Origin of the sequence: Bifidobacterium longum subsp. infantis ATCC 15697 = JCM 1222 = DSM 20088, from assembly GCF_000269965.1 — a bacterium.
Lineage (GTDB): Bacteria > Actinomycetota > Actinomycetes > Actinomycetales > Bifidobacteriaceae > Bifidobacterium > Bifidobacterium infantis.
Genome location: NC_017219.1, coordinates 1,584,463 through 1,607,319, shown reverse-complemented (window position 1 = coordinate 1,607,319; position 22,857 = coordinate 1,584,463). Strand labels below are relative to the sequence as shown.

Sequence of the window (22,857 nt, the reverse complement as noted above, 5' to 3'; positions counted from 1 at the left end):
AACATAAGGAGCAGCATGGATCGCCTGATCGAAGCGATTGACAACACTCAGAACCCCAGCGTCGTGGGCCTCGACCCCACCGAGGCGTTGGTACCGCCGCAGGTCGTGGCGAGCTTTGCCGACGAGGTGCGTGACTCGGTCGAATCCCCGGAGGAAATCGAATCCGCGCAGCTGGCCGTCGCCTACTTCGAATACAACCGCACGATCATCGACGCCATCGCCGACATCGTGCCCGCCGTCAAACCGCAGATCGCCATGTACGAGGCGCTCGGCCCCGCCGGCGTGGACATCTACACGATGACCTGCGAATACGCGGCCCAGCAAGGCCTCTACGTGCTCGGCGACATCAAACGCGGCGACATCGGCTCCACTGCAGCCGCCTACGCCCACCACCTGAACGGCGTAGGCGACTTCGACCCGTGGCATGAGGATGCGGTGACCGTCAACCCGTACCTCGGCACCGACGGCATCACCCCGTTCGTCAAGGCCGCCGCCGAAGCCGACAAGGACATCTTCGTGCTCGTGCGCACCTCCAACCCGTCCTCCAGCGAACTGCAGATGCTCGACCTGGCCGACGGCACGAAGGTCTACGAGCACGTGGCCGATCTCGTGGAAGGATGGGGTGCCGAGACCATCGGCAGCCATGGCTACTCCCGCGTGGGCGCGGTGGTCGGCGCCACCCACCCCGAGGAAGGCAAGGCGCTGCGCGAACGCATGCCGCACACGTTCTTCCTCGTGCCGGGCTACGGCGCGCAGGGCGGCACGGCCGCGGACGTGGCAGGCATGTTCGACAAGCAGGGCAGCGGCGCCATCGTCAACTCGTCGCGCGGCATCATCGGCGCATGGAAGAAGAGCGGCAAGTACTCCGAATCCATGACCGCCGACGAGGCGCTGGACCTTGTGGCGAGCAGCGCGCGCCAGGCGGCGCTCGGCATGCGCGATAATCTGCGGGTTGCCGTATATAGGTAGGTAGATTGTCCGGCTGTGGGCTATACGTGAGTGTGGGCTGGAAACCGGAGCCGAGTGTGTTTAACTCCCCCTCAGTCAACCTGCGGTTGACAGCTTCCCTGATAAGGGGAGCTTGATGTGCTGAATAGGAATGAAATGACAACTTTCACCCCCACCCATGATGTGGTTGCGGAGGCGACTGCGGCCGGATTCTTCCCGCCGCGCCACAACGTCGAAATCACGCAGGTTACGGAACTGACCGACCGCGTGATGCGACTGACGTTCCACGACCCGTTCATCGCCTCCCACGCTAAGCCCGCCCAGTTCGTCAACCTGTTCACGCACGACGACTTCATGCTCATGCCGCGTCCGTTCGGCGTCAGCGAAGTCGACGGCGACGAAGTCAGCGTGATCTTCGCCGTCGTGGGCCACGGCACCGAACAGTTGGCAGGACTGCAAGACGGCGACACCGTCGACGTGCTCGGCCCGCTCGGCCGCGGCTTCAACCTCAAGAAAGACGCTAACTACATTCTCGTCGGCGGCGGACTCGGCGTGCCCCCGCTAATCTACGCCGCGCAAAAGCTCGCCGAACACGACGCCTCCTTTGCCACCGCCGTATTCGGCTACCGCAACGACCACTTCGCCGAGGAATACGTCTCCCGGTACGCGGACTGGTCGTGGAGCATCGACGACGCCGAAGGCAACGTGGTCGACCTGCTCAACAAACTGGAACAAGGCGACGACCTGAAGGCCTACGATCGCAAGCCGATCATTCTGTCCTGCGGGCCGCTGCCTATGATGAAGGCCGTGGCCGCCTGGGCCGCCGAACGTGGCATCCCCGCGCAACTGAGCATGGAACAGCGCATGGGCTGCGGCTACGGCACCTGCGTGCTGTGCACCATCGACACCATGGACGGCCGCCTCAAGGTCTGCTCCGACGGACCCGTGTTCACCCGCGAACAGCTCGGATGGGGGGAGTGACGATGACCGCAAACAACCAGTCCGCGCAGGGCAGCGACAACCACATCAACCTGTACGAGCCCCACGTGTGGAAGCACCACACCAAGGTGGCCGGTCTGGAATGGAAGAATCCGGTCGGCACCGCCTCCGGCACCTTCCAGTACGCCGCTGTCCGCTGGTTCTACGACGTCAGCCAGCTCGGCGCCGTATGCACCAAGGGCGCCTCGCCCGTGCCGTGGGAGGGCAATCCTTCGCCGCGCACCGCCGAATCGCCGGCCGCGAACATCAACGCTGTGGGCCTGCAGAACCCCGGCATCGACCATTACTTGGCCGAAGACCTGCCCAAGCTCAAGGCCGCGGGCGCGTTCGTCATCTCCAATGTCGCCGGACATTGCGATGACGATTACGCGGCGGTCGTGGAAAAGCTCGCCGACTCCGACGCGGACATGCTGGAAATCAACGTCAGCTGCCCGAACGTTTCCGCCGGCGGCATGAGCGTGGGCACCGACCCGGTGGCCCTCGCCAATCTTATGGACCGGCTGCGCCCGATGACCGACAAGCCGATGATCGTCAAACTCACGCCGAACGTCACCGACATCACCGTGCCGGCGCGCGCGGCCGTGGAACACGGCGCCGATGCGTTGAGCATGATCAACACGCTCAAAGGTATGCGCATCAACATTCGCACAGGCCAGCCGATCATCGCCAACGTCACCGGCGGCATATCCGGCCCGGCCGTGCTGCCGGTCGGCCTGGCAGCCGTCTACCGGGTGCGCACCGCACTGCCGGAGATTCCGATCATCGGCCTCGGCGGCATCGACAGCGGCGAGAAGGCGCTCGAATACCTGTACGCCGGCGCGAACGCCGTCGAAGTGGGTGCGGCCGCGCTCTTCGACCCGGTGGCCCCGCTGCGCGTCGCCCGCGAACTCGACTACCTGCTGGACAGCCGTCCCGAACTCGCTGCTAAACTGGCCGCAGGACAGACTTGGAGGTAAGGAACATCATGGCAGAAACACTCGCACATCGCTTCACTGAATTCCTGTTGGAATCCAACGCGCTGAAGTTCGGCGACTTCACGCTGAAGTCCGGCCGCAAGAGCCCGTACTTCATCAACGCCGGCGCCTTCGACGACGGCAAGAAGATCGCCGCGCTCGGCGCGTTCTACGCCGAAAAGATTAGCCAGGCCATCGTGCACAACACGATTCCCCGCAACATCGACACCGTGTTCGGCCCCGCCTACAAGGGCATTCCGCTGGCCGTGTCCACCGCGATCGCGCTGAACGCCGGCCACAACATGACCGTTGGATACACCTTCGACCGCAAGGAGAAGAAGGACCACGGCGACGGCGGCTGGATGGTCGGCACCCCGCTGACCGACGGCATGAAGGTGCTGCTCGTGGACGACGTGATGACCGCCGGCACCGCCGTGCGCGAAGTCATCCCCAAGCTCAAGGCCGAGGCGAACGTCGAGGTCGTGGGTCTCGTGCTCTCCGTGGACCGCATGGAGAAGACCAAGGACTCCGACCTGTCCGCCGTGAAGGCCGTGGAAGCCGAATTCGGCTTCCCGGTGCTCTCCATCGCCAACGTGCGCGAGATCTTCGACGCCGCCGCCAAGATGAAGAACTCCGACGGCACCCCATTGCTCAGCCACGATATCCAGCAGCGCGCCGCCGCCTACCTTGAGGAATACGGCGCCTGATCGTCTTCAACCTAAAACCAAAAGCGGGCTTGCGAGCCCGCTTTTTTTATTACGATCCATGAACAGCAGTACCATATTAAGGCAGAAGCTTTGGCAAGGAGCGTGCTATGAACTGGTTAGTTGGTATAGGGCTGTTTGCGCTCGTGGAGATATGCAGTTTTCAGGGCATTGAGCGTCATCTGGAAGGTAAAGCGAATAAGTTGTCGCGAGGTAATGAAGAGGACCGCCGAGATGCTGCCGAATTACGTGATATCGCCGCCAAAATCGATCACGGTAAGTATTACCCGATGCTGTAACGGGCAATCTGGGCCTAAATTGATGCTATCTCCGTTTCGAGGGGCTGATGTCGTGGTTTCCAGAGATCTACTTCCGTTTCGAGGGGCTGATGCCCAAGTAGAAGCAGCATGAAAATGGCGGAATGACGTTGGGGTGATGCCGCTCATACTCGGGATATGACGGATGAACAGCCCCTTGAAACGGAGATAAATGTCTCCAGAAGGCCAAATCAGCCCCTTGAAGGCGAGATAGGGTTCTAAACTCTGGGACCGGCTCGCCTGTGATGAAAACCCGCTCGGCGTAGAATTACCGTAGGTTCGTTGCATTCGAACAAGGAAGGCCGCTATGGGGAACATCACCGACGATATTCGGCAACATTTCGACACTTTCGCCGCACTGCCGTTCACCGAGGCGGACAGTCTCGCCCTGTCCCAGCTGGCCTACGCGCGCATGCCGGATAACGTGCCGCGCTATCACGAGGATTCGGCGGACGCCAGCGGCATGATTCCCGCGGTCTCCATCCGCGACCTGCTACGCGCCGAATGCTATGACGACATGTTCGGCAAGGTGTGGTCGCCTTCGATGAATGTCGATCTGTTACGTGCGATGAGCGAGAGCCCACGTTGGAGGAACCTACGCGTGGGCGCCTACGTGGACGAATTCGATGCCGAAACCACCAAGCAATTCTCGGCCTGCGTGTTCGAACTGGGTAACGGCACGCTCTATGTGGCTTTTCGCGGTACCGACAGCTCAATCGTCGGGTGGAAAGAGGACTTCATGATGGCGTTCCGCCGCGCGGTCGCCTCGCAGGAGGCCGCCGCGCGTTATCTGACCGAGCTGGCTGGCCATTGGGCCGGGCCGATTATGGTCGGCGGCCATTCCAAAGGCGGCAATCTGGCGGTATACGCGGCGGCCAATGTGCCCGGCGAAATTCAGGGACGTATCACGGCCGTGTATTCGCACGATGGTCCAGGCTTCGATGAGGCGTTCTTCGATGAGGATGGGTACGCGCGCATTGCGCCGAAAATCCATAAATCGGTACCGGGATCGTCGATCATCGGCATGCTGTTTGAGACTCGTGAGCATGTGGAAGACGGCTATACGGTGGTCAGCAGCGACGGTGCCAGCATCATGCAGCATTTCGCATTGCACTGGCAAGTAGATCATGGCCAATTCGTACAGGCTGATGGACTGACAAGTAGCGCGCGATACCTGGCGCGCACGATCAACGGATGGATGGCGAAATACGATGATGAGCATCGCCGCAGGTTCATCGAAAACCTGTTTGCCATCTTCGAGGCTGGCGGATACGACACATTCGGCGACCTCACTTCGCATTTGACACAGTCACTGCCGATTATGCTCGCCGCGGCCCGCAGCATTGATGTTGAAGACCGTGACGTGATGATTGAGGTGCTTAAGGGATTTGCCGCGACAGCCGCTACGTCGGTAATCTCGGCCAAGTAGTCGGAGGCCATCAAACTGGTTGTGCCAGTCAGTCTCAATAGCGCAAGAGCCGGCCCCTGAGATACTCAGGGGCCGGCTCTTACTTCCATTTCCCCAGCGGGGTTGGCTTAATCGCAGTATATCTCACTGCTGACCATGCCTGTTTTATTTACTCCTAATCAATGAGCTTGTAGCCGTGATCGGCGACTACGGACTTGAGCTTGGTGAGGTAGGTTTCGGCGGCCTTGGAGAGCTTGGAACGCTCGTTCGTGATCCAGCCGACCAACATCGTTTCGTCGGTGTCGAGCGGCACGGTGACGATCTTCTCGTTGTTGAGGTCGCCGTTGTCGATGCCGGTGCACACCGTGTAGCCGTTGAGGCCGATGATGAAGTTCAGGATCGTGGCGCGGTCGGTCACGTTGATCTGCTTGGGGGAGTACTCCGGCCAGACCGCTTCCTCATAAAAGTAGAACGAGCCTTCCTCGCCCTGCTCGTACTGGATGAACGGGTAAGGTTTCAGGTCCTCCATGGTGATGACCTTCTTGGCGGCCAGCGGGTTGTTGCGCGAGATGAACACGTGCAGCGGCGCGCGGAAGAGCGGGTGGAATTCGAGGTGCTTCTCGCGCAGGAGTTTGCCGATCACGTCCTTGTTGAAATCGGACAGGTAGATGATGCCGATTTCGGACTGCATGTTGGCGACTTGGTTGATGATGTCGCGCGTGCGGGTCTCGCGGATGGTGAACTCGTATTCGTCGGACTTGATGGAGCTGATCATCTCCACGAACGTCTCGACGGCGAACATGTAGTGCTGGGTGGAGACCTGGCACAGCTGCTTGCGCGGTTTGGCGTGCTTGTAGCGCTCTTCGAGCAGGTCGGCCTGGTCGAGCACCTGGCGGGCGTAGGTCAGGAATTCCGCGCCGTCCACGGTCAGGGCGATGCCCTGCGAGGAGCGGGTGAAGATCTCGATGCCCAGCTCGTTCTCCAATTCCTTGACCGACGAGCTCAGGGCCGGCTGGGAGACGTACAGGGCATGGGAGGCCTCGTTCATCGAGCCGCACTCGACGATCTTGACGATGTATTTCAGCTGCAGCAGTGTCATAAAGTCTATTTATATCGCTAGGGATGGTCGCCACACGGGTTTATAACCTCATCAATCCACTATGGCGACACAATATGAGACGCCTCGCATATCGCGGACGCTGTGTAACGGGATATGCGCCACATTGGTAACCTAATGACATCGACACGAGCGGGAAAGGCCAAGCGTGAGGGTTGTCAAAGTGCTGATGCAACACATCGGCGAATTCAAACGGGATGCGATCATCACCCCGCTGCTGGTGGCCATGTGCATGGTGTTCGTGGTCTCGGGGCGCATGGCGCTGATTTATCTGGGCGCCAGCCTCATCGTTGCGGGCGACCTGAACGCCGGCGATCTGACCAGTCTGCTCATGTACTGCATAAACATTCTGATGAGTCTGGTGATGCTGTCTATGACGATTGTGATGATCACGATGTCGTCGGCCTCCGCGCGCCGCGTCGTCGAAGTGCTCACCGAACAGTGTGACATGCCGGCCGCCAAACGCCGGTCACCGTCGTCAAGGATGGGTCCATAGGCTTCAACGACGTTGACTTCAGCTATCCGGAAGTCAAGCCGTCCGAAAACGACCCGACCGCCCGCAAGCGCGGCGCTGAGCCGAGGCCAGCGCCAGCTGCTCGCCATCGCACGGGCGGTACTACACGCTGTATACCGGGCTGAAGGGCGCGGACTCGGCGGAATAAGCCGGTTGCTGTATTCGGCGCGGCATTGGGTTGGATCGTCGTCAATAATCGGCTCGCCGTCCGATGCCGCGATGCAACGTCTGGCGACTTACAGACGTACGCCGAGTTCGGCGAGCGATTCGCGTGCCTGCAACGCGTTCTCGAAGAGGATGCCGTGGATGCCGACCTCGTTGGCGCCGACGATGTTCTTGGCGGTGTCGTCGAAGAACACGCAGCGCTCGGCCGTGAGGTCGAAACGGGTCAGGGCCAGCTCGTAGATGTCGGCGTTCGGCTTGTGCATCTTCTCCACGCCGGAGACCACGGTGCCCTGCAACAGCTGTTCAAGGCGCGGGTACTTCTCGAAGGCCAGGTGGAAGGTCTCATGCGACCAGTTGGTCAGCCCCCATACGCCGTAGCCGTGGGCCTTCAAATCCGCCAGCAGTTCGACCATGCCCGGCAGCGTGCGAGGCAGCGCGTCCGCGTAGTGGCCGATGTAGAACTTGAAGATGTCGGCGAGTTCCTGGCCTTGTTCGCGTACCACATCCGGGTAGATGTCCGCGAAATCCTCGCCGGCGTCCATACGGTCCTCGTAGTGGAAGAAGCCGCAGGGGTCGTCGTCGGCGCAGATGCGTTCCACGATCTCATCGGGGAATCGGCCTTCCAGGCATGCGCGGGTGTTCCAGTCCAGCAGCACGCCGCAGAAGTCGAAAATCACGTCGGTGATGGGGGAGTTGGCCATGATGGTTCCTTGTGTGTTTGGGTCGTTGGGTGAGGTCTGCGATTTAGTGTACGGAGTTTGTGTATAGGTTGGGGTATGTGGAGTTTGAGGCTTATGTTTCTCTCCCTCCGTCTTGGTTTTGCCGAGACACCTCCCTCGTCAGAGGGAGGTCAACAAGGTTATGAGATGACGTCGGCGATGGCTTCGGGAATGGCGTGGGCCACGTCGCCGGCCACGATCGGGTGGCCGAGCGTCATGAAGCGCTGGCGATGCTCGCGGCCGATCAGTTCCGGCTCCTGCCAGCCCTGCTGCTCGGATTCGGAGGCGATCGCCGCCGCCAGGCCATGCAGGTATGCGGCCGAGGCCACGGTCTCGGCCGTGGTGGCCATGTCATCCTGCTGGGCGAGCAGGGCGCCGGTCAGACCGGCCAGCACGTCGCCCGCGCCGGCGGTGCCCAGCCAGGCCGGCGCGCTGCCCGACGCATAGACGTGGTCCTCATCCACCACGATGGTCACCGCGCCCTTCAGCAATACGGTGGCGCCGGTGAGCTCGTGGGCGCGCTTCGCGCTGGCCAACGGGTTCAACCGCACGTCGTCGGCGGTGTATGGCTCGTGCGAATCGGCATGCTCCGCGGTGCTGGCGGCGATTTCGAACCGGTTGAGCAGTTTCGCCATCTCGCCGGCATGTGGCGTGATCACCACCTGGCCGGGCACACGCTCCGGCAGCAGGTCAAGTGCGCCGGCATCCACCACGATTGGCGGCATGTCGTAGGCGTCCTTGTTCTCATCCTCGCTGCCGAGCGTGTAATGCTTGAGCAATGCGGCGATGGTGTCCCGCTGCATATCGCCGTCGGCGTCCTCGACGCTAGCCTCGGGCACGCCGGACCCCACGACCCAGGACTGCACATGTCCCTTGCCGATCACGGCTTCCGGCAGTGCGGTGAGCACCATGTTCTGCGCGCGCTCCGGGCCCAGATACCGGACCATGCCGGTGTTCGCGCGGGCGGCGGCGCTGGTGGTGAGCACGGCGGCACCGGGGTAGCGCTGCGAGCCGGTCACCAGACCAACCACGCCCCGGGAGTATTTGGAATCCTCGAACCGGGGGAGACGGACCGCGTCGGACGCGAACGAATTATCCACCACCTCGACGTCCGGATCCTTGTCGTCGATATCGAATCCGAAATCGAACAACTCGATACGGCCGCAGGCGAACGTGGCGGGCGGCAGCACCGCGCACGGCTTCATCGCGCCGAACGTGACCGTGACCGTGGCCGGAATGTACGGGCCGGGCAGAGAACCATCGTTCACACCGACGCCGGATGGCGTATCCACAGCAAGTACCAGCGGAAAATCGCCTGACGACTCACGGTTCGGCAAGGCGGGCTCATCGGGAGCCTCGCCGTCGAGACCAAGGGCGGAGGCGAGTGCGGCGGGAATGCCGCGTAGCGAGCCTTGGATGCCGATGCCGGTCATCGCGTCGATGATCAGATGTGATTTCCTGGCCACGACGATGGCGGTCTGCAGTCGCTCGCCGGCCTCACCGGCGGAAAACCCGGACGCGCAACCGGGAATATCAGCCGCGGGATCAAGCACCAGCACCTTGCCTCCGGCGCGCACGAACGAGGCGAGTCCGGCCTCATGCAACGACCGGCCCACGGCGATGGCGGTGACGTTCGCGCCCTCCTGGGCCAGCGCGGCGGCCGCGAACAGACCATCGCCACCATTGTCTCCGGCCCCGGCCAGCAGCACGATCGACGTGTCCTCCAGCGCCAGATCCTCGTCGTCCAGCATACCGGCCGCCATGTGGGCCGCGGCCTGGGCGGCCATGCGCATCAGCGGCACGCCTTTGTCCAGCAGGGGTCGCTCCATGGCTCGGACCGTATCGGAGTCATAGGCGCTGTGCAGTAGCAGTTCGCGACGATCGGCGTCTTCGGTGTATTCCATGGCAACCCCTTTCCTGTGTTTGTTACTTGCGGTCCGTGTTTACAGGCCGTACACCTCGTGGGCGAACTTTTCGAGCACGGGGATCGAGCGCTTGACCTTCTCCGTGTCGATGCAGTAGGCCATGCGGAAGTATCCGGGCACGCCGAAACTGTCGGACGGCACGAGGATCAGGTCGTATTCCTTGGCCTTCATGCAGAACGCCACGGCGTCGTCCTCCAACGCCTTGGGGAAGATGTAGAACGTGCCGCCAGGGCGCACCACGTCGAAGCCGATACCGGTCAGCGCATCGTAGAGCAGGTTCATGTTCGTCTCGTAGACGTTGAGATCGGCGGTTTGGTCGATGACCTTGGCCACGCCCAGCTGAATCGAGCTCGGCGGGCAGTTGTGGCCGATGCCGCGCGAGATCTGGCCCATCATGGGCACGAGCAGGTCGGCGTCGGTGGCTGTGGGGTTCACCGCGACATAGCCGATGCGTTCGCCCGGCAGGCTCAGCGATTTCGACCACGAGTAGCAGGTCAGGGTGTTCGCGTAGAAGCTGGCCGGGTAGGGCTGGGTGGCGCCGTCGAACACGATTTCGCGGTACGGTTCGTCGCTGATCAGGAAGATGTCGTGGCCGTACTCGGCCTGCTTGGCGGTCAGGATCGCGGCCAGACGCTTGAGCGTGTCCGCCGAATACACCGCGCCGGACGGGTTGTTCGGGGTGTTGATGAGCGCGGCCTGCACGTTCGGGTTGAGCGCGGCCTCGAACGCCTCGAAGTTGATCTGGAAGTTCTCGGTGTCGGCCGGCACGATGGTCAGCTTGGCGCCGATGCCCTTGACGTACGGCTGGTATTCGGGGAAGTAGGGGGCGAAGGTGATGATCTCGTCGCCCGGCTTGGTCACCGCGCGCATCGCGTGGGACAGCGCGCCCGCCGCGCCCGTGGTCGGGAAGATATGGTTGCCGGTGTATGCCATGCCGAAACGTTCGTTGAGGTTTTCGGCGATCGCGTCCTTGACGGACGGGATGCCGAGCGAGGGGGAGTAGCCGTGGATGGCCGCAGGATCGCCGTTTTCGTAGAGGTCGACCATGGCGTCGGTGAAGGATTTCGGAGCCGGCACTGAGGGATTGCCAAGGCTGTAATCGAACATGTTCTGGTAGCCGATTTCAGCACCGCGGCTCGTGGCGTACTCGCTCAGTTCGCGAATCACGGACTTGCCGCCAAGCATGGCCTTGTATTCCTCATTGATCATGGCTGTTCTCCTCGCATGGTTGTACTGGTATGCACCACGCTACTACTATCGCGGCCGGTTTGCGCCATTTGCCGCGCCGTGCCTAAGCCGGCTGTTCTATTTGTTCTATTAGTTCTATTAGTGGAGTTTGAACCGGCATATACCCTTGCAATAAAGCCATTTGTAGGGTCTGAGGTTTTCCGAGGTCACTTTCCGAGGCTGCTTGTCTCATAGATTTTCGGCCTCTTGATATTTGCGGTTGATGGCTGTTGAGGCATCATGGGGTCTTTTCGACTGTCCGCCGTCGTCATGCCGTCATGATGCCTACAGAAAGTCGAGTCGCGTATTTCGGAAGCAGGGGGGTGACCGGTGGGGGTGACCGACACCCGCTATGGGCAGCAGGCGGCCGCGCGCATCCCAATATCTGTGGGACGGCAGACAAGTCAATCGTTTGTCGTCCGTGCCGTCCCTCAAGAACGCGGGATGGCAGACAAGTCAACCGTTTAACGTCCGTAGCGTCCCACACCGGCGACTGTTGAAACCGCGGAATAACGCCGATTCCCGCTGCAGCTCCATGATTAGCCACAACCGTTCATTGCGAGCGCTGTGGGACGGCGGGGAGAAAACGGCCGAATCCGCGTGCCGTCCCACACCTCGTACAATCCGCGTTTTGGGAAAGCACCACCGTAAGGCTGACGCGCATCCGCATCCACAGCAGGAGCTTTACCGGCCGTAATCCCGCACTCGATTATTTTTCTGACAGGGAATCGAACCCGAAACACTAACCTATGCCCGCCCCACCGCAAACAGCGAATAACCGCAAAAGTATTGTCGCAAGCTTTGGAAAAGAGCGGTTGCACCCATGTGATGTTGCTGCATGGTGGCGGTTCAAGGAAAGATCGTCAACAGAAATTGCATGATTTATCCTGGGTGCCGAATAATGAGAGCCTGACTGTAATGGCTACGGGCAGCTATATCGGAGAAGGATTCGACCAGAAGCGTTTTGACACACTTCTGCTTGCCGCTCCGGTCTCGTTTGAGGGTACTCTCTCGCAATATGTGGGGCGACTTCATCGCGAGAATGATGGCAAGACCGAGGTTCGTGTCTATGATTACATCGATGTGACGGTGCCGTTATCTGCTGTCACGTATCGAAAACGGCTGAAGGCATACGCAAATCAAGGATATTCGGTAAATCCTGACCATGCTGAGAAAATGGACATGCTCAGTGCAAAGGCGGAAGCGTTGCGCGCTCGCATGACGGCTGCGACGCAGGGCGAAGATGCTGCGGATGCGTTGCTCGACACACGGTCTGACGGATTATTCGAAGGCAGCATCGTTACGGCCACGAATTATGCAGAGATACTTCGCAAGGATATTGCCGGTTGCGCACGTTCCCTGATTATCTCGGCTGAATATGTGTCGCAACAGGGACTCAGCGCAATTGACGATGAATTGCTCCGACTGGCCGACAGGAAAGCGCTCATCGAAGTTTATGTTCGTTTGCCGGCGACTGCTGCGGCGGCAACCAGAACACGAATAGAGCGGAATATCAATCGGCTGCGTGCTATTGGGTGCATTGTCCGGACCGCCGAATCGTGTTCCGATTTCGCCATAATCGATGACGGGTTGATTTGGTTTGGGGGCATCCCTTTGCTTGGCAATCCAAGGAGTGACGACTGTGCGCTTCGATTCAAGGATACGAAAATCGGCGAAAATCTCGCAGATGGACTGAAACGACGATTGTCTTGATTCAATATTCAATCAAGATAATCGCGCAGCACGAGGGCGTGATTGATATGCGGGTCTTTGGCGGCGTAGAGCAGGGTCACGTCGGGATGTTGCGCGCAGATGCGGCGCAGACTGTCCACTGTGGCATTGGCATCGAGCTCTGCGATGTAACGCGTGCGGAATTCGGCGAATCTTGTGGGATCGTGGCCGAACCATTTGCGCAGGAGGGGAGAGGGAGCGACGTCCTTCATCCACAGGTCCAGCGTCGCGCGTTCCTTCGTCATGCCGCGCGGCCACAGGCGATCCACCAGCACCCGATACCCGTCCGACGCAGTCGGTTCTTCATATATGTGTTTGATTGCAATCCCCATACGACCCATGATTGGCGTGCGCTTGCCGGAAGTCAAGGGGAGACACGATCCATCTACCCATTCGATTTCCGGGTGTTCTGCCTAAGGCCTTGTGCTATGACAGCTAGCGATTCAGCAGCTTTTTGGTGATATCGTCCAACCGAACCGCCGTGCCCCTGTTGAAGGTGTTCATAGTGAGATCGACGGGTTTGGTCTTGATGAACGCCGACAGCGCCGCGTGCGGCGGGTTGTCGATCAGATGGGCGATGGAAACGATCGCTTCCTCGACGCTGACGCCCACAATGGCGTAAATGGCACGCACCAGCAGCTTCATCAGTGGCGAATCGCAACTGTTCAATGCCCCATTGCTGCGCACGGTCCAAGGGTTGAACAACACATAGTGGATGCGGCCTCCGGTCTGCTGTTGGTTTTCCGCGAAGGGCACTCCCAGCAGGTCGTTCAGACGACTCGTACAGATAGTCGCGCAATGCAAGAACGTGATTGATGCACACCCTTCATTGACGGTCTCTCAATTGATCTCCTGTGATTCGTGCCGTATGAGGAAGTTCTCGACTAGTGCGATCATCGTGTCCTTCTCTGCAGGTGCGGACAGTGCAATCATCAGCGTCATCGCCGCCAGGGCGTTGCTCTCCACAAGCAGGGAGTCATCGTCGCACAGTGTACCGTTGCCGTTCAGGAAATACACGAACAGTGCGGCGGCACAACGTTTATTGCTGTCGGAGAACGGGTGATCCTTGACAACTTGATACAGCAGGTTAGCGGCTTTCTCCTGGGTGGAACGGTACAGTTCTTCGCCTCCGAACGTCTGGTAGAGTCCTGCGACGATTCCCTGGGACGAACCGTTGCGTTCCCTCCCGAACAGATCGGATTGCGTGTAGAACGGCATCGACCGGATGAACAGCATCGCGTCCTCATAGGTCAAGACCCATTGGGACTCGTCGCCCTTGGGTATAGGGACATTGCCTGTGCCATAGTCGTTAAGCAGCACAAGACTCGGCAAATATCGTTCCAGGATCTCGGCGGTGCCAGCAATCTCCGGTTCGGTGGATCTCGATAGCACCTTGACGACGGCGTGAAGTGCGTCAAGCTGCTTGCGAGTGATGATATATAACCATCAACGAGATGCTGCTTCAGAACTGAGTTGGCCCATCGCCGGAAATAGATGCCTTCCTTGGACTTGACGCGGTATCCGACCGACAGGATCATATCCAAGTTGTAATGCTCGACTTGGTATGTCTTACCGTCAGATGCAGTTGTCGCAAATTCTGCGACAACTGAAAATCCATTGAGCTCTTCCCTCAATGCATTGCCTATATGCTTGCCGATTGTTTTGATATCGCGGCCAAACAGCAATGCCAATTGCTGTCTGTTAAGCCACACCGTGTCCTCGTCCACCTTCACATCGAGGTGCACGGTGTGGTCCGCGCTCTCGTACTGCCGGTCGAGAACCGGGTGGCAGCATCAGCATGTTCTGTACGACGAACTCGCCAGCGAGGAAATCCAGCACACTCACCGAACCGGTCTTTCCGCTGACTTTCATGAAATCGGAGTTGAACAGGTTCACGGCCGGCAGAATCAGTATGAATGACGGCGGCCGGATCCAAAGCCGCGACCGCCGCACGTTTCGCGACACCGAGCGGCCGGCCAAGCTCGATAACCGTGATCCGCTTCTGTTCGCCGGCGAATTCGTCCGCAAGCCGGCCGCCTTTGATGAACAGGAATCACCCGCACAACTCCTGCAATTCGTTGAGCTGATGGCTGGAGATGAGCATGGCGATGCTGCGGTCGCGATACCGCCAAAGCCCCACAAGTTCAAGCACCGGGCGGATTGGGAGGTGCGGGCGGCGGGTCGGACGATCACAGTGTGACCCGAATACGTTCATGAATCATCGAATCACACGGCGAGGCGAAATCGGGGATGGCGCGGCATCTGACGGAAACGGGATATGAGACGGGCCGACGGGCCGGGCGGCGAACAGGGCGAATCGTCGCCATCGTGCTGATCATGGCGTTGACGGTGGGCGGCGCGTTGGTGGTACGCCATCTGGGCGGCGTGCTGCAGTCGCAGTTATCGGCGAGTGTGTCACGGCTGACCGCGGGGCGTGCACCGTATGTGATTCACAACATGGCGCAGCAGCAGCGGGAAAACGACTACTTCGCCTTCAAGAAGCACGTGACGGTCACCGGGCACTACCGTCTCGACGCTTCGAAAGTGCCGCAGAACGTGCTCAAGGCTTGGCGGTGACGGTCGGGGCGGCGTCGGCATTGCCGGCTTTGGCTCCAGCTGCATCAGCTGAATCGGTGCCGGCCGCACTGGCGTTAGCACTATCGTCAGCGCTGACACCGCCGGCTTTGGCCTTGGCATCAGCCGCGCTCCCGCCATCGATCACCAGTCGCAGATAGTCGCGGTCGGCGGACTTGCGTTGCGGCACGAAACGACTGATGATGGAGTCCTTCTTGCCGCGGTTTTTCACATACAGGAAGCCGAACACGGAGAACACGACCGCGCCGATGAAGTTGACGATGAGATCCTCCATCGTGTCGATCAGACCGATGTCGAGATACCCGCCAAGACCTAGGTCGTGGCCGTTGACCGCGGCCTGCGTGATGTTGTTGAGGTGGATCACGTGATTGGTGTGCGTGGGGTCGAGCATCACCGAGCTGATGGAGTGTACGATGGCGTCCTTCTGCATGTCGACCCCGAACATCTGGTCCATGCCGAATTCGAAGAACTCCCAGATCACGCCGATGGTCATGGAGAAGCAGAAGGAGACGATTGCCAGATACAGGGGCGAAAGCTCGAACTTCACCCGACTGGACCGGTTGAGCAGGTCGACCAGCGAGAAGCCGATCGCCGCGGCGAGGAAGCCGTTCATCGTATGCAACACCGTGTCCCAGAACGGGAAGATCTCATAGAACGAACTGATCTCGCCAAGAATCTCGGACGAGAACACGAACACCAGCACGATGACCTCAAGCACCGAAGGCAGCTCGATGCGGAACCGCACTTGGATGAACGCCGGCGCCAACAGCAGCAGCAACGTCAGGATGCACAGGAACACGTTCTCATAGTTCCCGTTGAAGAACTGGAGCACGGCCATGACGAGCACCAGTATGCGCAGCACGGCGTAGACCGCGAACGAGCTTTTATGCTCGCGGATCTCCATGCGCATGGCCTGGCCCATGGTTTTCCAGCGTGCATGCAGCGACGGCTTGCGCGGCTTGCCTTGCTGTGGCTGACCGGACTGGTCATTCTGCAGGTTGACGTATGTTGCCGTTTGCTTCCGCGATTGTTTCTCGGTCATCCTCGCCTCTTTCTCGCACTGTTCTCGCGCCAGTATATCCGATTTACAAGAAAAAGCATTCATCTGGGGATCTTGAGTCAATTCTGTAATGCATTGCAGCCATGCTTTTCGTTTACTAGATGGATTCGTTCGTCCGCATGAATCGAATTTGACCCTTAAGAGCATATGATGCATAAATACATGGAAAGGAGAAGTTGATGACTCCGATTGAACTCTCGACCCGTCGTCGAGTTACAGGTCTGACCTCGGACGAGTTCGCTAGGCTGTTCGTTTCACTGCAGCGCGAGGTGGACGGCGAGGCCGCGCAATGGAGCGCTACGGATGTCGAATCCTGGGAGCTGGTTGGCCGCCGGTGACTGCCGAGCAGCATCTCATCGACACGTTTGCCGCGGCCAATGAATTCGTGTCCACGCTGGCCGATCGACTTTACCGCACGATTATGCCGGTTACGGAGGATTCGGTCATCACCGCATACTCCGATGACATCACGTTCTGGGGTTCCCATCCAGATCTCGGCGGTGTGCCGCACGCGCTCTGGAACATCGCCGCATTGCAGGCGGCGGAATGGGCTCGCAAGGAGACTGGCATCACTTGCGAACTGGATGTACGCAAGCCGTTGGTGTGAACTTTGGAATTCGAAATCGCCGCGAGAAGCGAATGTCGTTTTTGAACATTTGCTTGTGCTGCCGATTATTGAAGTGACTCATTGAGATAGTCGCGCAGTACCAAGGCATGATTGACTTGCGGGTCTTTGGCCGCATACAGCAGCGTCACGTCGGGATACTCCGCGCAGATACAGCGCAGGTCTTCGACGGCGGTATTGGCGTCAAGTTCGGCAACGTACCGGGCTTGGAATTCCGCGAATTTCGCGGGGTCATGGCCGAACCATTTGCGTAGCGAGGGAGAAGGGGAGACGGCCTTCAGCCACAGGTCCAGGGCCGCGCGCTCCTTTGTCATGCCGCGCGGCCACAGGCGGTCCACCAGCACGCGGAACCCGTCCGATGCCGCCGGCTCCTCATATATGCGCTTGATTGCAATCCCCATATATTCCATGATTGGCGCGTGCTCATAAAAAGTCAAGAGGCGGCGCACGGCAAGGAGCAATCCGTTGCTGCGGGAATGTGGAGAACCATTGAGATTGCAGTCTGCATGAGCCGTTGAAATTCATTTGACGGTTGCCGAGTTGACGGATTCCATTCACTCACGCTATGTATAATTATTCGTGAGCTGGATATTTGCGCGGGAACGTCGCAAGTAAGGCTCACCACAACTCAAGAATAATCGAACAGTATTGTCAGCAATTTCAGTAGTTCCATGCACACATGTACTAAGGAGCAACCATGAGTTTGATCGATGATGCGAAGGATCTTGCCAAACAGGCCGGCAGCAAAGTTGCCGATACGGCCCGCGATATCAAAGACAAGGCTACCGACAAGGCCTCTGACCTGGTGGACAAGGCCGGGGATGCGCTCGACGAGGCCAAAGCCAAGGCGGATGTCGCCAAAGCCGAGGCCGCCAAGAAGGCCACCGAGGTCAAGAACGACGCCAAGGAGGCTCTCCGCGAGAATGCGGAGAGCTGATTCGTGGCTTTGATCCCGCAATGAGTGCGAGGGGCGGTGGCGTTCGGTTATCATCATCCGAACATCACCGCCCCTCGCGGTTTATTATCTGTTTGCCGGCCTTCTATTGACCTATGAATGGGGATGGACGGCATTCCAATCAAATATGGCTTTTTATTGTGTTGTATCTATTGTTCGGATATACGCAATCCGCAAGGCAAAGAACCGGAGCTGGAACCCGGAACAAAATGCAATCGTTCAATCAGTGTTGATTGGCCCACGGCATGGATAGATCGTCTTCGCTGTCAGACGCTTTTCCGCGTTTCCGCCACCATTGTTGCAGGAAGTAAATGCCGTAACAGGCCACGATGAACACAAGCTCGGCCACGAGCGCGAACCGCTGCTCGGCATCGAAAACCACCAGCACGAACGATGCGGTGCACAGGATGAACGCCGCCCAGGACACATACGGGTAGCCGGGCGTACGGTATTTGAGCTCGTCCACGCCATGGCCGGCCGCCAGCCAACGGCGGCGGAACACGATCTGGCAGTAGGCGATGGCGATCCATACCACCACGGCGGACAGGCCGGAAAGGGCCACCAGCACCAGATAGACGGTCGAGGCGGCCACCACGGACGAGAGCAGCGCCAGAAGGCCTCCCGCCATCGCGGCGCACAATGCGAGCATCGGCACGCCTCGGCGGTTCGTCTTGGCGAACCAGCGCGGAATCATGCCCTCGTTGCCCATCGACCATACCATGCGCGTGGAGGCGTACAAGCCTGAATTCGAGGCGGAGAGCACGGCCGTGAGCACCACGAAATTCATGATGTCGCCCGCATAGGGGATGCCGATGCTGTTGAACACGAGCACGAACGGGCTTTCGCTCACGCCGGCCTGGCGCCACGGAATCAGCGCGCACATCACGGTGATTGAGCCGATGAAGAACAGCACCAGACGCCACAGCGTGGTGTGGATGGCTTTCGGCACGGCGGTTTGCGGGTCGCGCGTCTCACCGGCGGTCACGCCGATGAGTTCGGTGCCGGAGAACGCGAAGTTGACGGTCAGAATCGTGGCGAACACCGGCATGAAGCCGTTGGGGAAGACGCCGTCCTTGATGAGATTGCCGAACATCGGCGCATGCTGATATCCGGCGATAGGAATAATGCCGAAGATGGCGAGTAGACCGATGATGATGAACGCGCAGATGGCGAACACCTTAATTGAAGCGAACCAGAATTCCGCCTCGGCGAAGAATCGGACGGACAGGGCATTCAAGGTAAAGATGAGGATGATGCACGCCGCGCTCCATACCCATGTGGGGCTGTCCGGAAGCCATCGTTGCATGAGCAGACCGGCGGCGGTGAATTCGGAGCCGAGAGCCACCGTCCAAGTGAGCCAATATTGGATCGCGATCACGAAACCGGTGCCGGGGCCGATGAACTTTTCGGCATACACATGGAAGGAACCGGTCACCGGCATGGCCACGGAGAGCTCGCCGAGCGTGAGCATGACCAGATAGACGATGAGCGCACCAATGCTGTACGCCAGAATCGTACCGATCGGGCCTGCCTGCTGAATGGTATATCCGGAGCTCAGGAACAGACCGGTGCCGATCACGCCGCCCAACGAGATCATTTGCAGGTGGCGGGATTCCATGCCGCGCTTCAGGTTCGTGTGCAGAGCGTGTTTATTGTGCTGGCTAGTCGGCTCAGTTGACTGCTCGCCTAATGCGCTCGATTCGTCTGCCTGATTTGGCTTATGCTGCGGGGCATCCATCCTAATCTGCGTTTCCTGTTGCGAGGACGGCGACTGCTTTGCCATGTCGGTATCGGGCTGACTCATGCTTCTCTCTTTGCCATGCGTGCGTTCCGTGGACGTCATCGTGACGGCCCGAAATAGTATACCCGCACCGGGGATATAGTTGCGCCGGGCGATGCATTGAGCCAAATTCAGTTTCGAGGGGCTGATTTCGTGCTTGTCGGAGGTCTACTCCCGTTTCAAGGGGCTGGTCAACTGCCAGATTACGGATAGAAATGGCATTACTCCAATGTCATTCCGTTGTTTTTGACCAGTAGCTACTTTGGCATCAGCCCCTCGAAACGGAGATGGGCACTTTGCAGCGTCTACTTCACCTTCTGAATGCGCAGCACGAACACGGCGGCGCACACGGCCATGATGATGGAGATGGCGAATGCAGGCGTAAAGCTCCGGTCGCGGTCTTTACCGTCGAGGTGATGGTGGGGCCCACCGCCTGGCCGAGCGTGGTGGCCAGGTTGAGGATGCCGAGGTCCTTACCGGCCTCTTCCTTGTTCGGCAGCACGTCGACGTTGAGCGCTTGGTCGATGGCTGAGTACACGCCGTAGCCGAAGCCGGCGATGCCCGCATACAGGTACATGCCCGTGACGCTCGGCATGATCCACGGCATCGCGGTGCCAATCGCGAACAGCAGCGAGGCGATGATGACTGGTACCTTGCGCGTGTGCATCTTGTCGGAGATCGGGCCGGAGATCAGCGAAGCGGTCAGGGAAACGACCATGGTGGTGATGGACATGGTGGCGATGGTGCCGGCAGCCTCGGTCTTGGTCTGGTGCACGTAATCCTCGACGATGTAGAGTTGGTACACGGAGATCATCTGGTAGCTGAGCAACATGCACACTCGGCAGCCGAACGCCTTGTAGAAGTCGCGCGAGGTGGAGAACTTCGGGAAGTGGAAGGAGACAGCGAGATCCTTGAGCGTCATCTTGGTGCGTTCCATGTCCTTTGAGGATTCCTCGCGCGGCCAGATGGCAAGCGCTACGAATCCGGAAGCCAGCATGATCACGGCGCCGATGATGAAGCCGGCTTACGCATTGTTGATCATGCGAGAGCCGATCATGGTGCCGATGGGCTGGCCGACGACCATGCCGCCGCCGTAGAAGGAGGAGGCGGTGCCGCACAGCTTAGGCATCGCGATTATGTGCCTCGTGCTCATCATCCGTATCTGTCTATTGCCTCTCTTCTTCTCCCAAATGCGCGCGACGCAGCGTATGCAGGTGCTCCAACCGCAAATCCAACGTATCCAACGCAAGTACGCCGCGCGTAAGGATCCGCGTTCCAAAGAAGCCATGCAACGTGAAATTATGGCTTTGCAGCAGCGGCATAACGCCAATCCGCTCGGTTCATGCCTGCTTTCGCTGATTCAGGCGCCGATTCTGTGCTCGCTGTTCTACACGCTGCAATCCCTGCCCGCAAGCGCCGCCGGGAATGCGGAACCGTTGAGCGGCATCGACCGCGTCATGGCGGGCGACATCGAATCATCGTCCATATTCGGCGTGCGCATCGCCGACTCGTTCGGCACGGTCGTCTCGCCGCAGTCGCACGTCGTCATCGGCGTGGCCGTGGCGTTGATGTGTCTGATGTTGTTCGCGATGCAGTGGCTGCTCATCCATCGCAATACGCCGAAGGACGCCATGGATTCACCGCAGTTCCGCACGCAGAAGCTGACCGCGTTTGTGTTCCCGGCCATCTACGTGGTGTCGGGCGGCACCTTGCCGTTCGGCGTGCTGCTGTACTGGCTGACCAATAACCTGTGGAACTTCGGCCAGACGCTCTGCCAACTGCGATGGTTTCCGGCGCCCGGATCCGAGGCGGGGGAGCGCAAGGCCGAACGCGACCATGAGCGGGAGAACCGGCGCCGCGCCGCCTCCGGATTGCCGTCTTTGGAAGAAGAGCGCGCGGCGGCCGCGCGTGAGGAGGCCCACGTGCGCCGCGAGCGTGAAAAGTCGGTCGCCAGCCGCAATCGCAGACAGCGCAAGAACGTGCAGCTCGCCAAGCGTTGATGGCACATGGGAGAGGTTACGGGGGATGCGCTGAGACCCTCGTCCCCGGAACGGTTCGAAGTGCTATACTGCTTGCACTACGCTGCGATGCCTGAGCGCAAACGGATCCAAGACCTTACGATGACAGGATGAACGATGATGGCCACGAACCGCACGTTACTGGAACAGGCCCGAGAATTGCAGGCGCTGGCCCAGACCGGACTGATGTACTGCAAGGATCCCTTCGACCGGGAGCGCTACGAGCGTATCCGCGCGATGGCGGTCGACATGCTCTCCACGCAGGTTGATGCGCCGGCCGGACAGGTGAGTCGACTGCTCAGCGCCGGATATCCGACGCCGAAACTCGACACTCGTGCGGCCATCTTCGATGAGGAAGGCAGGATCCTCATGACGCATGAGAACAGCGGGGAATGGTCACTGCCCGGAGGCTGGGTCGACGAGAACCAGTCCATTCGGTCCAACGCCGTCAAGGAGGTCAAGGAGGAGACTGGGCTCGATGTGAGGGGCGAGCGACTCATCGCGGTGCAGGACTGCGCCAATCACAACGCGCTGACCTATCCGTACGGGGTGCTCAAGTTCTTCGTATTGTGCAGCCGCGCCGGCGGTTGGTTCTCGGCCAACATCGAAACGACGGAAATCCGCTACTTCGAGGAAGACCGGTTGCCGCGGCTTTCGGAAACAAGAAACACCGCGGAACAAATCGCCATGTGTTTTGCGGCCCACCGCGATCCCGACTGGATGACGCTATTTGAGTGAACCCCGTGAAGGCATCCGCACATGCGCGTTGCGCGGCGCCGCCTGGTCATCGTGCCGACGGCGAGCATCGGTTCCGAACATTGACGCCGAACCGTCGAAGCCGTTCCTGTGGAAAATCCGTGTCCAGGCCATGCAGAACCAGGTGGCCATCGTCATGTGCAACCGGGTCGGCAAGGAAGGCGATGTGACGTTCGCCGGCCAATCGGTGGTGGTGGACCCGTACGGCAACGTCGTCAGCAAGGCCGACGACCAAGAACAGTTGATTATCGCCGACATCGATCTCACACAGACCGCAGCAGCGCGCAAACAGCGGCCATTCCTGGAACTGCGACGACCCGAATGGTACGCCTGACAAGAAC

26 protein-coding genes and 1 pseudogene are annotated in these 22,857 nt (G+C 59.7%); 15 read left to right on the top strand and 12 right to left on the bottom strand.

What is annotated here, in order from left to right:
* Positions 1–15: 15 nt before the first annotated feature.
* The 6 genes from pyrF (at position 16) to BLIJ_RS07490 (ending at position 5,350) form a co-directional block, all read left to right on the top strand.
* Positions 16–969, top strand: a complete 954-nt coding sequence (gene pyrF, locus BLIJ_RS07515) for an orotidine-5'-phosphate decarboxylase (RefSeq protein WP_012577770.1) — start codon at positions 16–18, stop codon at positions 967–969.
* A gap of 135 nt (positions 970–1,104) precedes the next feature.
* Positions 1,105–1,929: a dihydroorotate dehydrogenase electron transfer subunit gene (locus BLIJ_RS07510; RefSeq protein WP_012577769.1), complete on the top strand. Its 825-nt coding sequence runs from the start codon at positions 1,105–1,107 to the stop codon at positions 1,927–1,929.
* A 2-nt stretch (positions 1,930–1,931) separates the two neighbouring features.
* Entirely contained in the window at positions 1,932–2,903 is a 972-nt protein-coding gene (locus BLIJ_RS07505; protein WP_012577768.1) for a dihydroorotate dehydrogenase, read from the top strand.
* Positions 2,904–2,911: 8 nt separating this feature from the next.
* A complete protein-coding gene (gene pyrE, locus BLIJ_RS07500; RefSeq protein ID WP_012577767.1) occupies positions 2,912–3,607 on the top strand; it encodes an orotate phosphoribosyltransferase in 696 nt (231 codons plus the stop codon).
* Positions 3,608–3,714: 107 nt separating this feature from the next.
* The gene (locus BLIJ_RS07495) at positions 3,715–3,903 is read left to right on the top strand and encodes a hypothetical protein (protein WP_014484931.1); all 189 of its coding nucleotides are present in this window, start codon (positions 3,715–3,717) and stop codon (positions 3,901–3,903) included.
* A gap of 325 nt (positions 3,904–4,228) precedes the next feature.
* The gene (locus BLIJ_RS07490) at positions 4,229–5,350 is read left to right on the top strand and encodes a DUF2974 domain-containing protein (protein WP_012577766.1); all 1,122 of its coding nucleotides are present in this window, start codon (positions 4,229–4,231) and stop codon (positions 5,348–5,350) included.
* Positions 5,351–5,504: 154 nt separating this feature from the next.
* Here the strand turns inward: BLIJ_RS07490 and BLIJ_RS07485 are convergent, their stop codons facing one another.
* Positions 5,505–6,428: a LysR family transcriptional regulator gene (locus BLIJ_RS07485; RefSeq protein ID WP_012577765.1), complete on the bottom strand. Its 924-nt coding sequence runs from the start codon at positions 6,426–6,428 to the stop codon at positions 5,505–5,507.
* A gap of 166 nt (positions 6,429–6,594) precedes the next feature.
* Here BLIJ_RS07485 and BLIJ_RS07480 point away from each other — a divergent pair, with 166 nt between their 5' ends.
* Positions 6,595–6,942 (top strand): ABC transporter ATP-binding protein, encoded by a 348-nt coding sequence (locus tag BLIJ_RS07480; RefSeq protein WP_041982454.1) that lies wholly within the window; start codon positions 6,595–6,597, stop codon positions 6,940–6,942.
* A gap of 254 nt (positions 6,943–7,196) precedes the next feature.
* Here BLIJ_RS07480 and BLIJ_RS07475 read toward each other — a convergent pair whose 3' ends face one another.
* From BLIJ_RS07475 to BLIJ_RS07465, 3 genes are all read right to left on the bottom strand, one after another.
* Positions 7,197–7,826 (bottom strand): HAD family hydrolase, encoded by a 630-nt coding sequence (locus BLIJ_RS07475; RefSeq protein ID WP_012577764.1) that lies wholly within the window; start codon positions 7,824–7,826, stop codon positions 7,197–7,199.
* Positions 7,827–7,984: 158 nt separating this feature from the next.
* Positions 7,985–9,748, bottom strand: a complete 1,764-nt coding sequence (locus BLIJ_RS07470; protein WP_012577763.1) for a bifunctional ADP-dependent NAD(P)H-hydrate dehydratase/NAD(P)H-hydrate epimerase — start codon at positions 9,746–9,748, stop codon at positions 7,985–7,987.
* A 39-nt stretch (positions 9,749–9,787) separates the two neighbouring features.
* Positions 9,788–10,978, bottom strand: a complete 1,191-nt coding sequence (locus tag BLIJ_RS07465) for a pyridoxal phosphate-dependent aminotransferase (RefSeq protein WP_012577762.1) — start codon at positions 10,976–10,978, stop codon at positions 9,788–9,790.
* A gap of 846 nt (positions 10,979–11,824) precedes the next feature.
* Here BLIJ_RS07465 and BLIJ_RS07460 point away from each other — a divergent pair.
* Positions 11,825–12,709, top strand: a complete 885-nt coding sequence (locus tag BLIJ_RS07460) for an RNA helicase (RefSeq protein ID WP_012577761.1) — start codon at positions 11,825–11,827, stop codon at positions 12,707–12,709.
* An 8-nt stretch (positions 12,710–12,717) separates the two neighbouring features.
* Here the strand turns inward: BLIJ_RS07460 and BLIJ_RS07455 are convergent, their stop codons facing one another.
* From BLIJ_RS07455 to rhuM, 4 genes are all read right to left on the bottom strand, one after another.
* Positions 12,718–13,059, bottom strand: a complete 342-nt coding sequence (locus tag BLIJ_RS07455) for a DUF488 domain-containing protein (protein ID WP_041981982.1) — start codon at positions 13,057–13,059, stop codon at positions 12,718–12,720.
* A gap of 103 nt (positions 13,060–13,162) precedes the next feature.
* Positions 13,163–13,483, bottom strand: coding sequence for a hypothetical protein (locus tag BLIJ_RS07450; protein ID WP_014484927.1), 321 nt, complete (start codon positions 13,481–13,483; stop codon positions 13,163–13,165).
* Positions 13,484–13,567: 84 nt separating this feature from the next.
* Positions 13,568–14,059, bottom strand: coding sequence for a type II toxin-antitoxin system death-on-curing family toxin (locus BLIJ_RS07445; protein ID WP_231837818.1), 492 nt, complete (start codon positions 14,057–14,059; stop codon positions 13,568–13,570).
* Positions 13,978–14,439: a RhuM family protein gene (gene rhuM, locus BLIJ_RS15030; protein ID WP_231837882.1), complete on the bottom strand. Its 462-nt coding sequence runs from the start codon at positions 14,437–14,439 to the stop codon at positions 13,978–13,980. The genes BLIJ_RS07445 and rhuM overlap by 82 nt, the downstream gene beginning before the upstream one ends.
* 200 nt (positions 14,440–14,639) lie before the next feature.
* On the opposite strand from rhuM, the gene BLIJ_RS07440 reads away from it, so the two are divergent.
* Complete coding sequence (locus BLIJ_RS07440) at positions 14,640–14,927, top strand: hypothetical protein (RefSeq protein WP_230581185.1); 288 nt, start codon at positions 14,640–14,642, stop codon at positions 14,925–14,927.
* 50 nt (positions 14,928–14,977) lie between these two features.
* Positions 14,978–15,304, top strand: a complete 327-nt coding sequence (locus BLIJ_RS14780; protein ID WP_012577756.1) for a hypothetical protein — start codon at positions 14,978–14,980, stop codon at positions 15,302–15,304.
* Here the strand turns inward: BLIJ_RS14780 and BLIJ_RS07430 are convergent.
* Positions 15,288–16,244 (bottom strand): DUF2238 domain-containing protein, encoded by a 957-nt coding sequence (locus BLIJ_RS07430; protein WP_041981980.1) that lies wholly within the window; start codon positions 16,242–16,244, stop codon positions 15,288–15,290. The genes BLIJ_RS14780 and BLIJ_RS07430 overlap by 17 nt on opposite strands.
* 317 nt (positions 16,245–16,561) lie before the next feature.
* Between BLIJ_RS07430 and BLIJ_RS14695 the strand changes: the two are divergent.
* Positions 16,562–16,989, top strand: a pseudogene (locus BLIJ_RS14695) (hypothetical protein).
* A 65-nt stretch (positions 16,990–17,054) separates the two neighbouring features.
* Here the strand turns inward: BLIJ_RS14695 and BLIJ_RS07420 are convergent.
* A complete protein-coding gene (locus BLIJ_RS07420; protein WP_014484924.1) occupies positions 17,055–17,408 on the bottom strand; it encodes a DUF488 domain-containing protein in 354 nt (117 codons plus the stop codon).
* 296 nt (positions 17,409–17,704) lie between these two features.
* Between BLIJ_RS07420 and BLIJ_RS07415 the strand changes: the two genes are divergently transcribed.
* The gene (locus BLIJ_RS07415; RefSeq protein WP_012577752.1) at positions 17,705–17,944 is read left to right on the top strand and encodes a hypothetical protein; all 240 of its coding nucleotides are present in this window, start codon (positions 17,705–17,707) and stop codon (positions 17,942–17,944) included.
* A gap of 241 nt (positions 17,945–18,185) precedes the next feature.
* On the opposite strand, the gene BLIJ_RS07410 is transcribed toward BLIJ_RS07415, so the two are convergent.
* Both BLIJ_RS07410 and BLIJ_RS07405 read right to left on the bottom strand, forming a co-directional pair.
* Positions 18,186–19,766, bottom strand: a complete 1,581-nt coding sequence (locus tag BLIJ_RS07410) for an amino acid permease (protein ID WP_012577751.1) — start codon at positions 19,764–19,766, stop codon at positions 18,186–18,188.
* Positions 19,767–20,052: 286 nt separating this feature from the next.
* Entirely contained in the window at positions 20,053–20,739 is a 687-nt protein-coding gene (locus BLIJ_RS07405) for an MFS transporter (protein WP_012577750.1), read from the bottom strand.
* A gap of 112 nt (positions 20,740–20,851) precedes the next feature.
* Between BLIJ_RS07405 and yidC the strand changes: the two genes are divergently transcribed.
* The 3 genes from yidC (at position 20,852) to BLIJ_RS07390 (ending at position 22,850) form a co-directional block, all read left to right on the top strand.
* The gene (gene yidC / locus BLIJ_RS13045; RefSeq protein ID WP_012577749.1) at positions 20,852–21,742 is read left to right on the top strand and encodes a membrane protein insertase YidC; all 891 of its coding nucleotides are present in this window, start codon (positions 20,852–20,854) and stop codon (positions 21,740–21,742) included.
* Between the two features lie 135 nt (positions 21,743–21,877).
* Positions 21,878–22,498: an NUDIX hydrolase gene (locus BLIJ_RS07395; RefSeq protein WP_007054239.1), complete on the top strand. Its 621-nt coding sequence runs from the start codon at positions 21,878–21,880 to the stop codon at positions 22,496–22,498.
* Positions 22,491–22,850: a carbon-nitrogen hydrolase family protein gene (locus tag BLIJ_RS07390; protein WP_231837817.1), complete on the top strand. Its 360-nt coding sequence runs from the start codon at positions 22,491–22,493 to the stop codon at positions 22,848–22,850. Before BLIJ_RS07395 ends, BLIJ_RS07390 begins: the two co-directional genes overlap by 8 nt.
* The last annotated feature ends 7 nt before the right edge of the window (positions 22,851–22,857 follow it).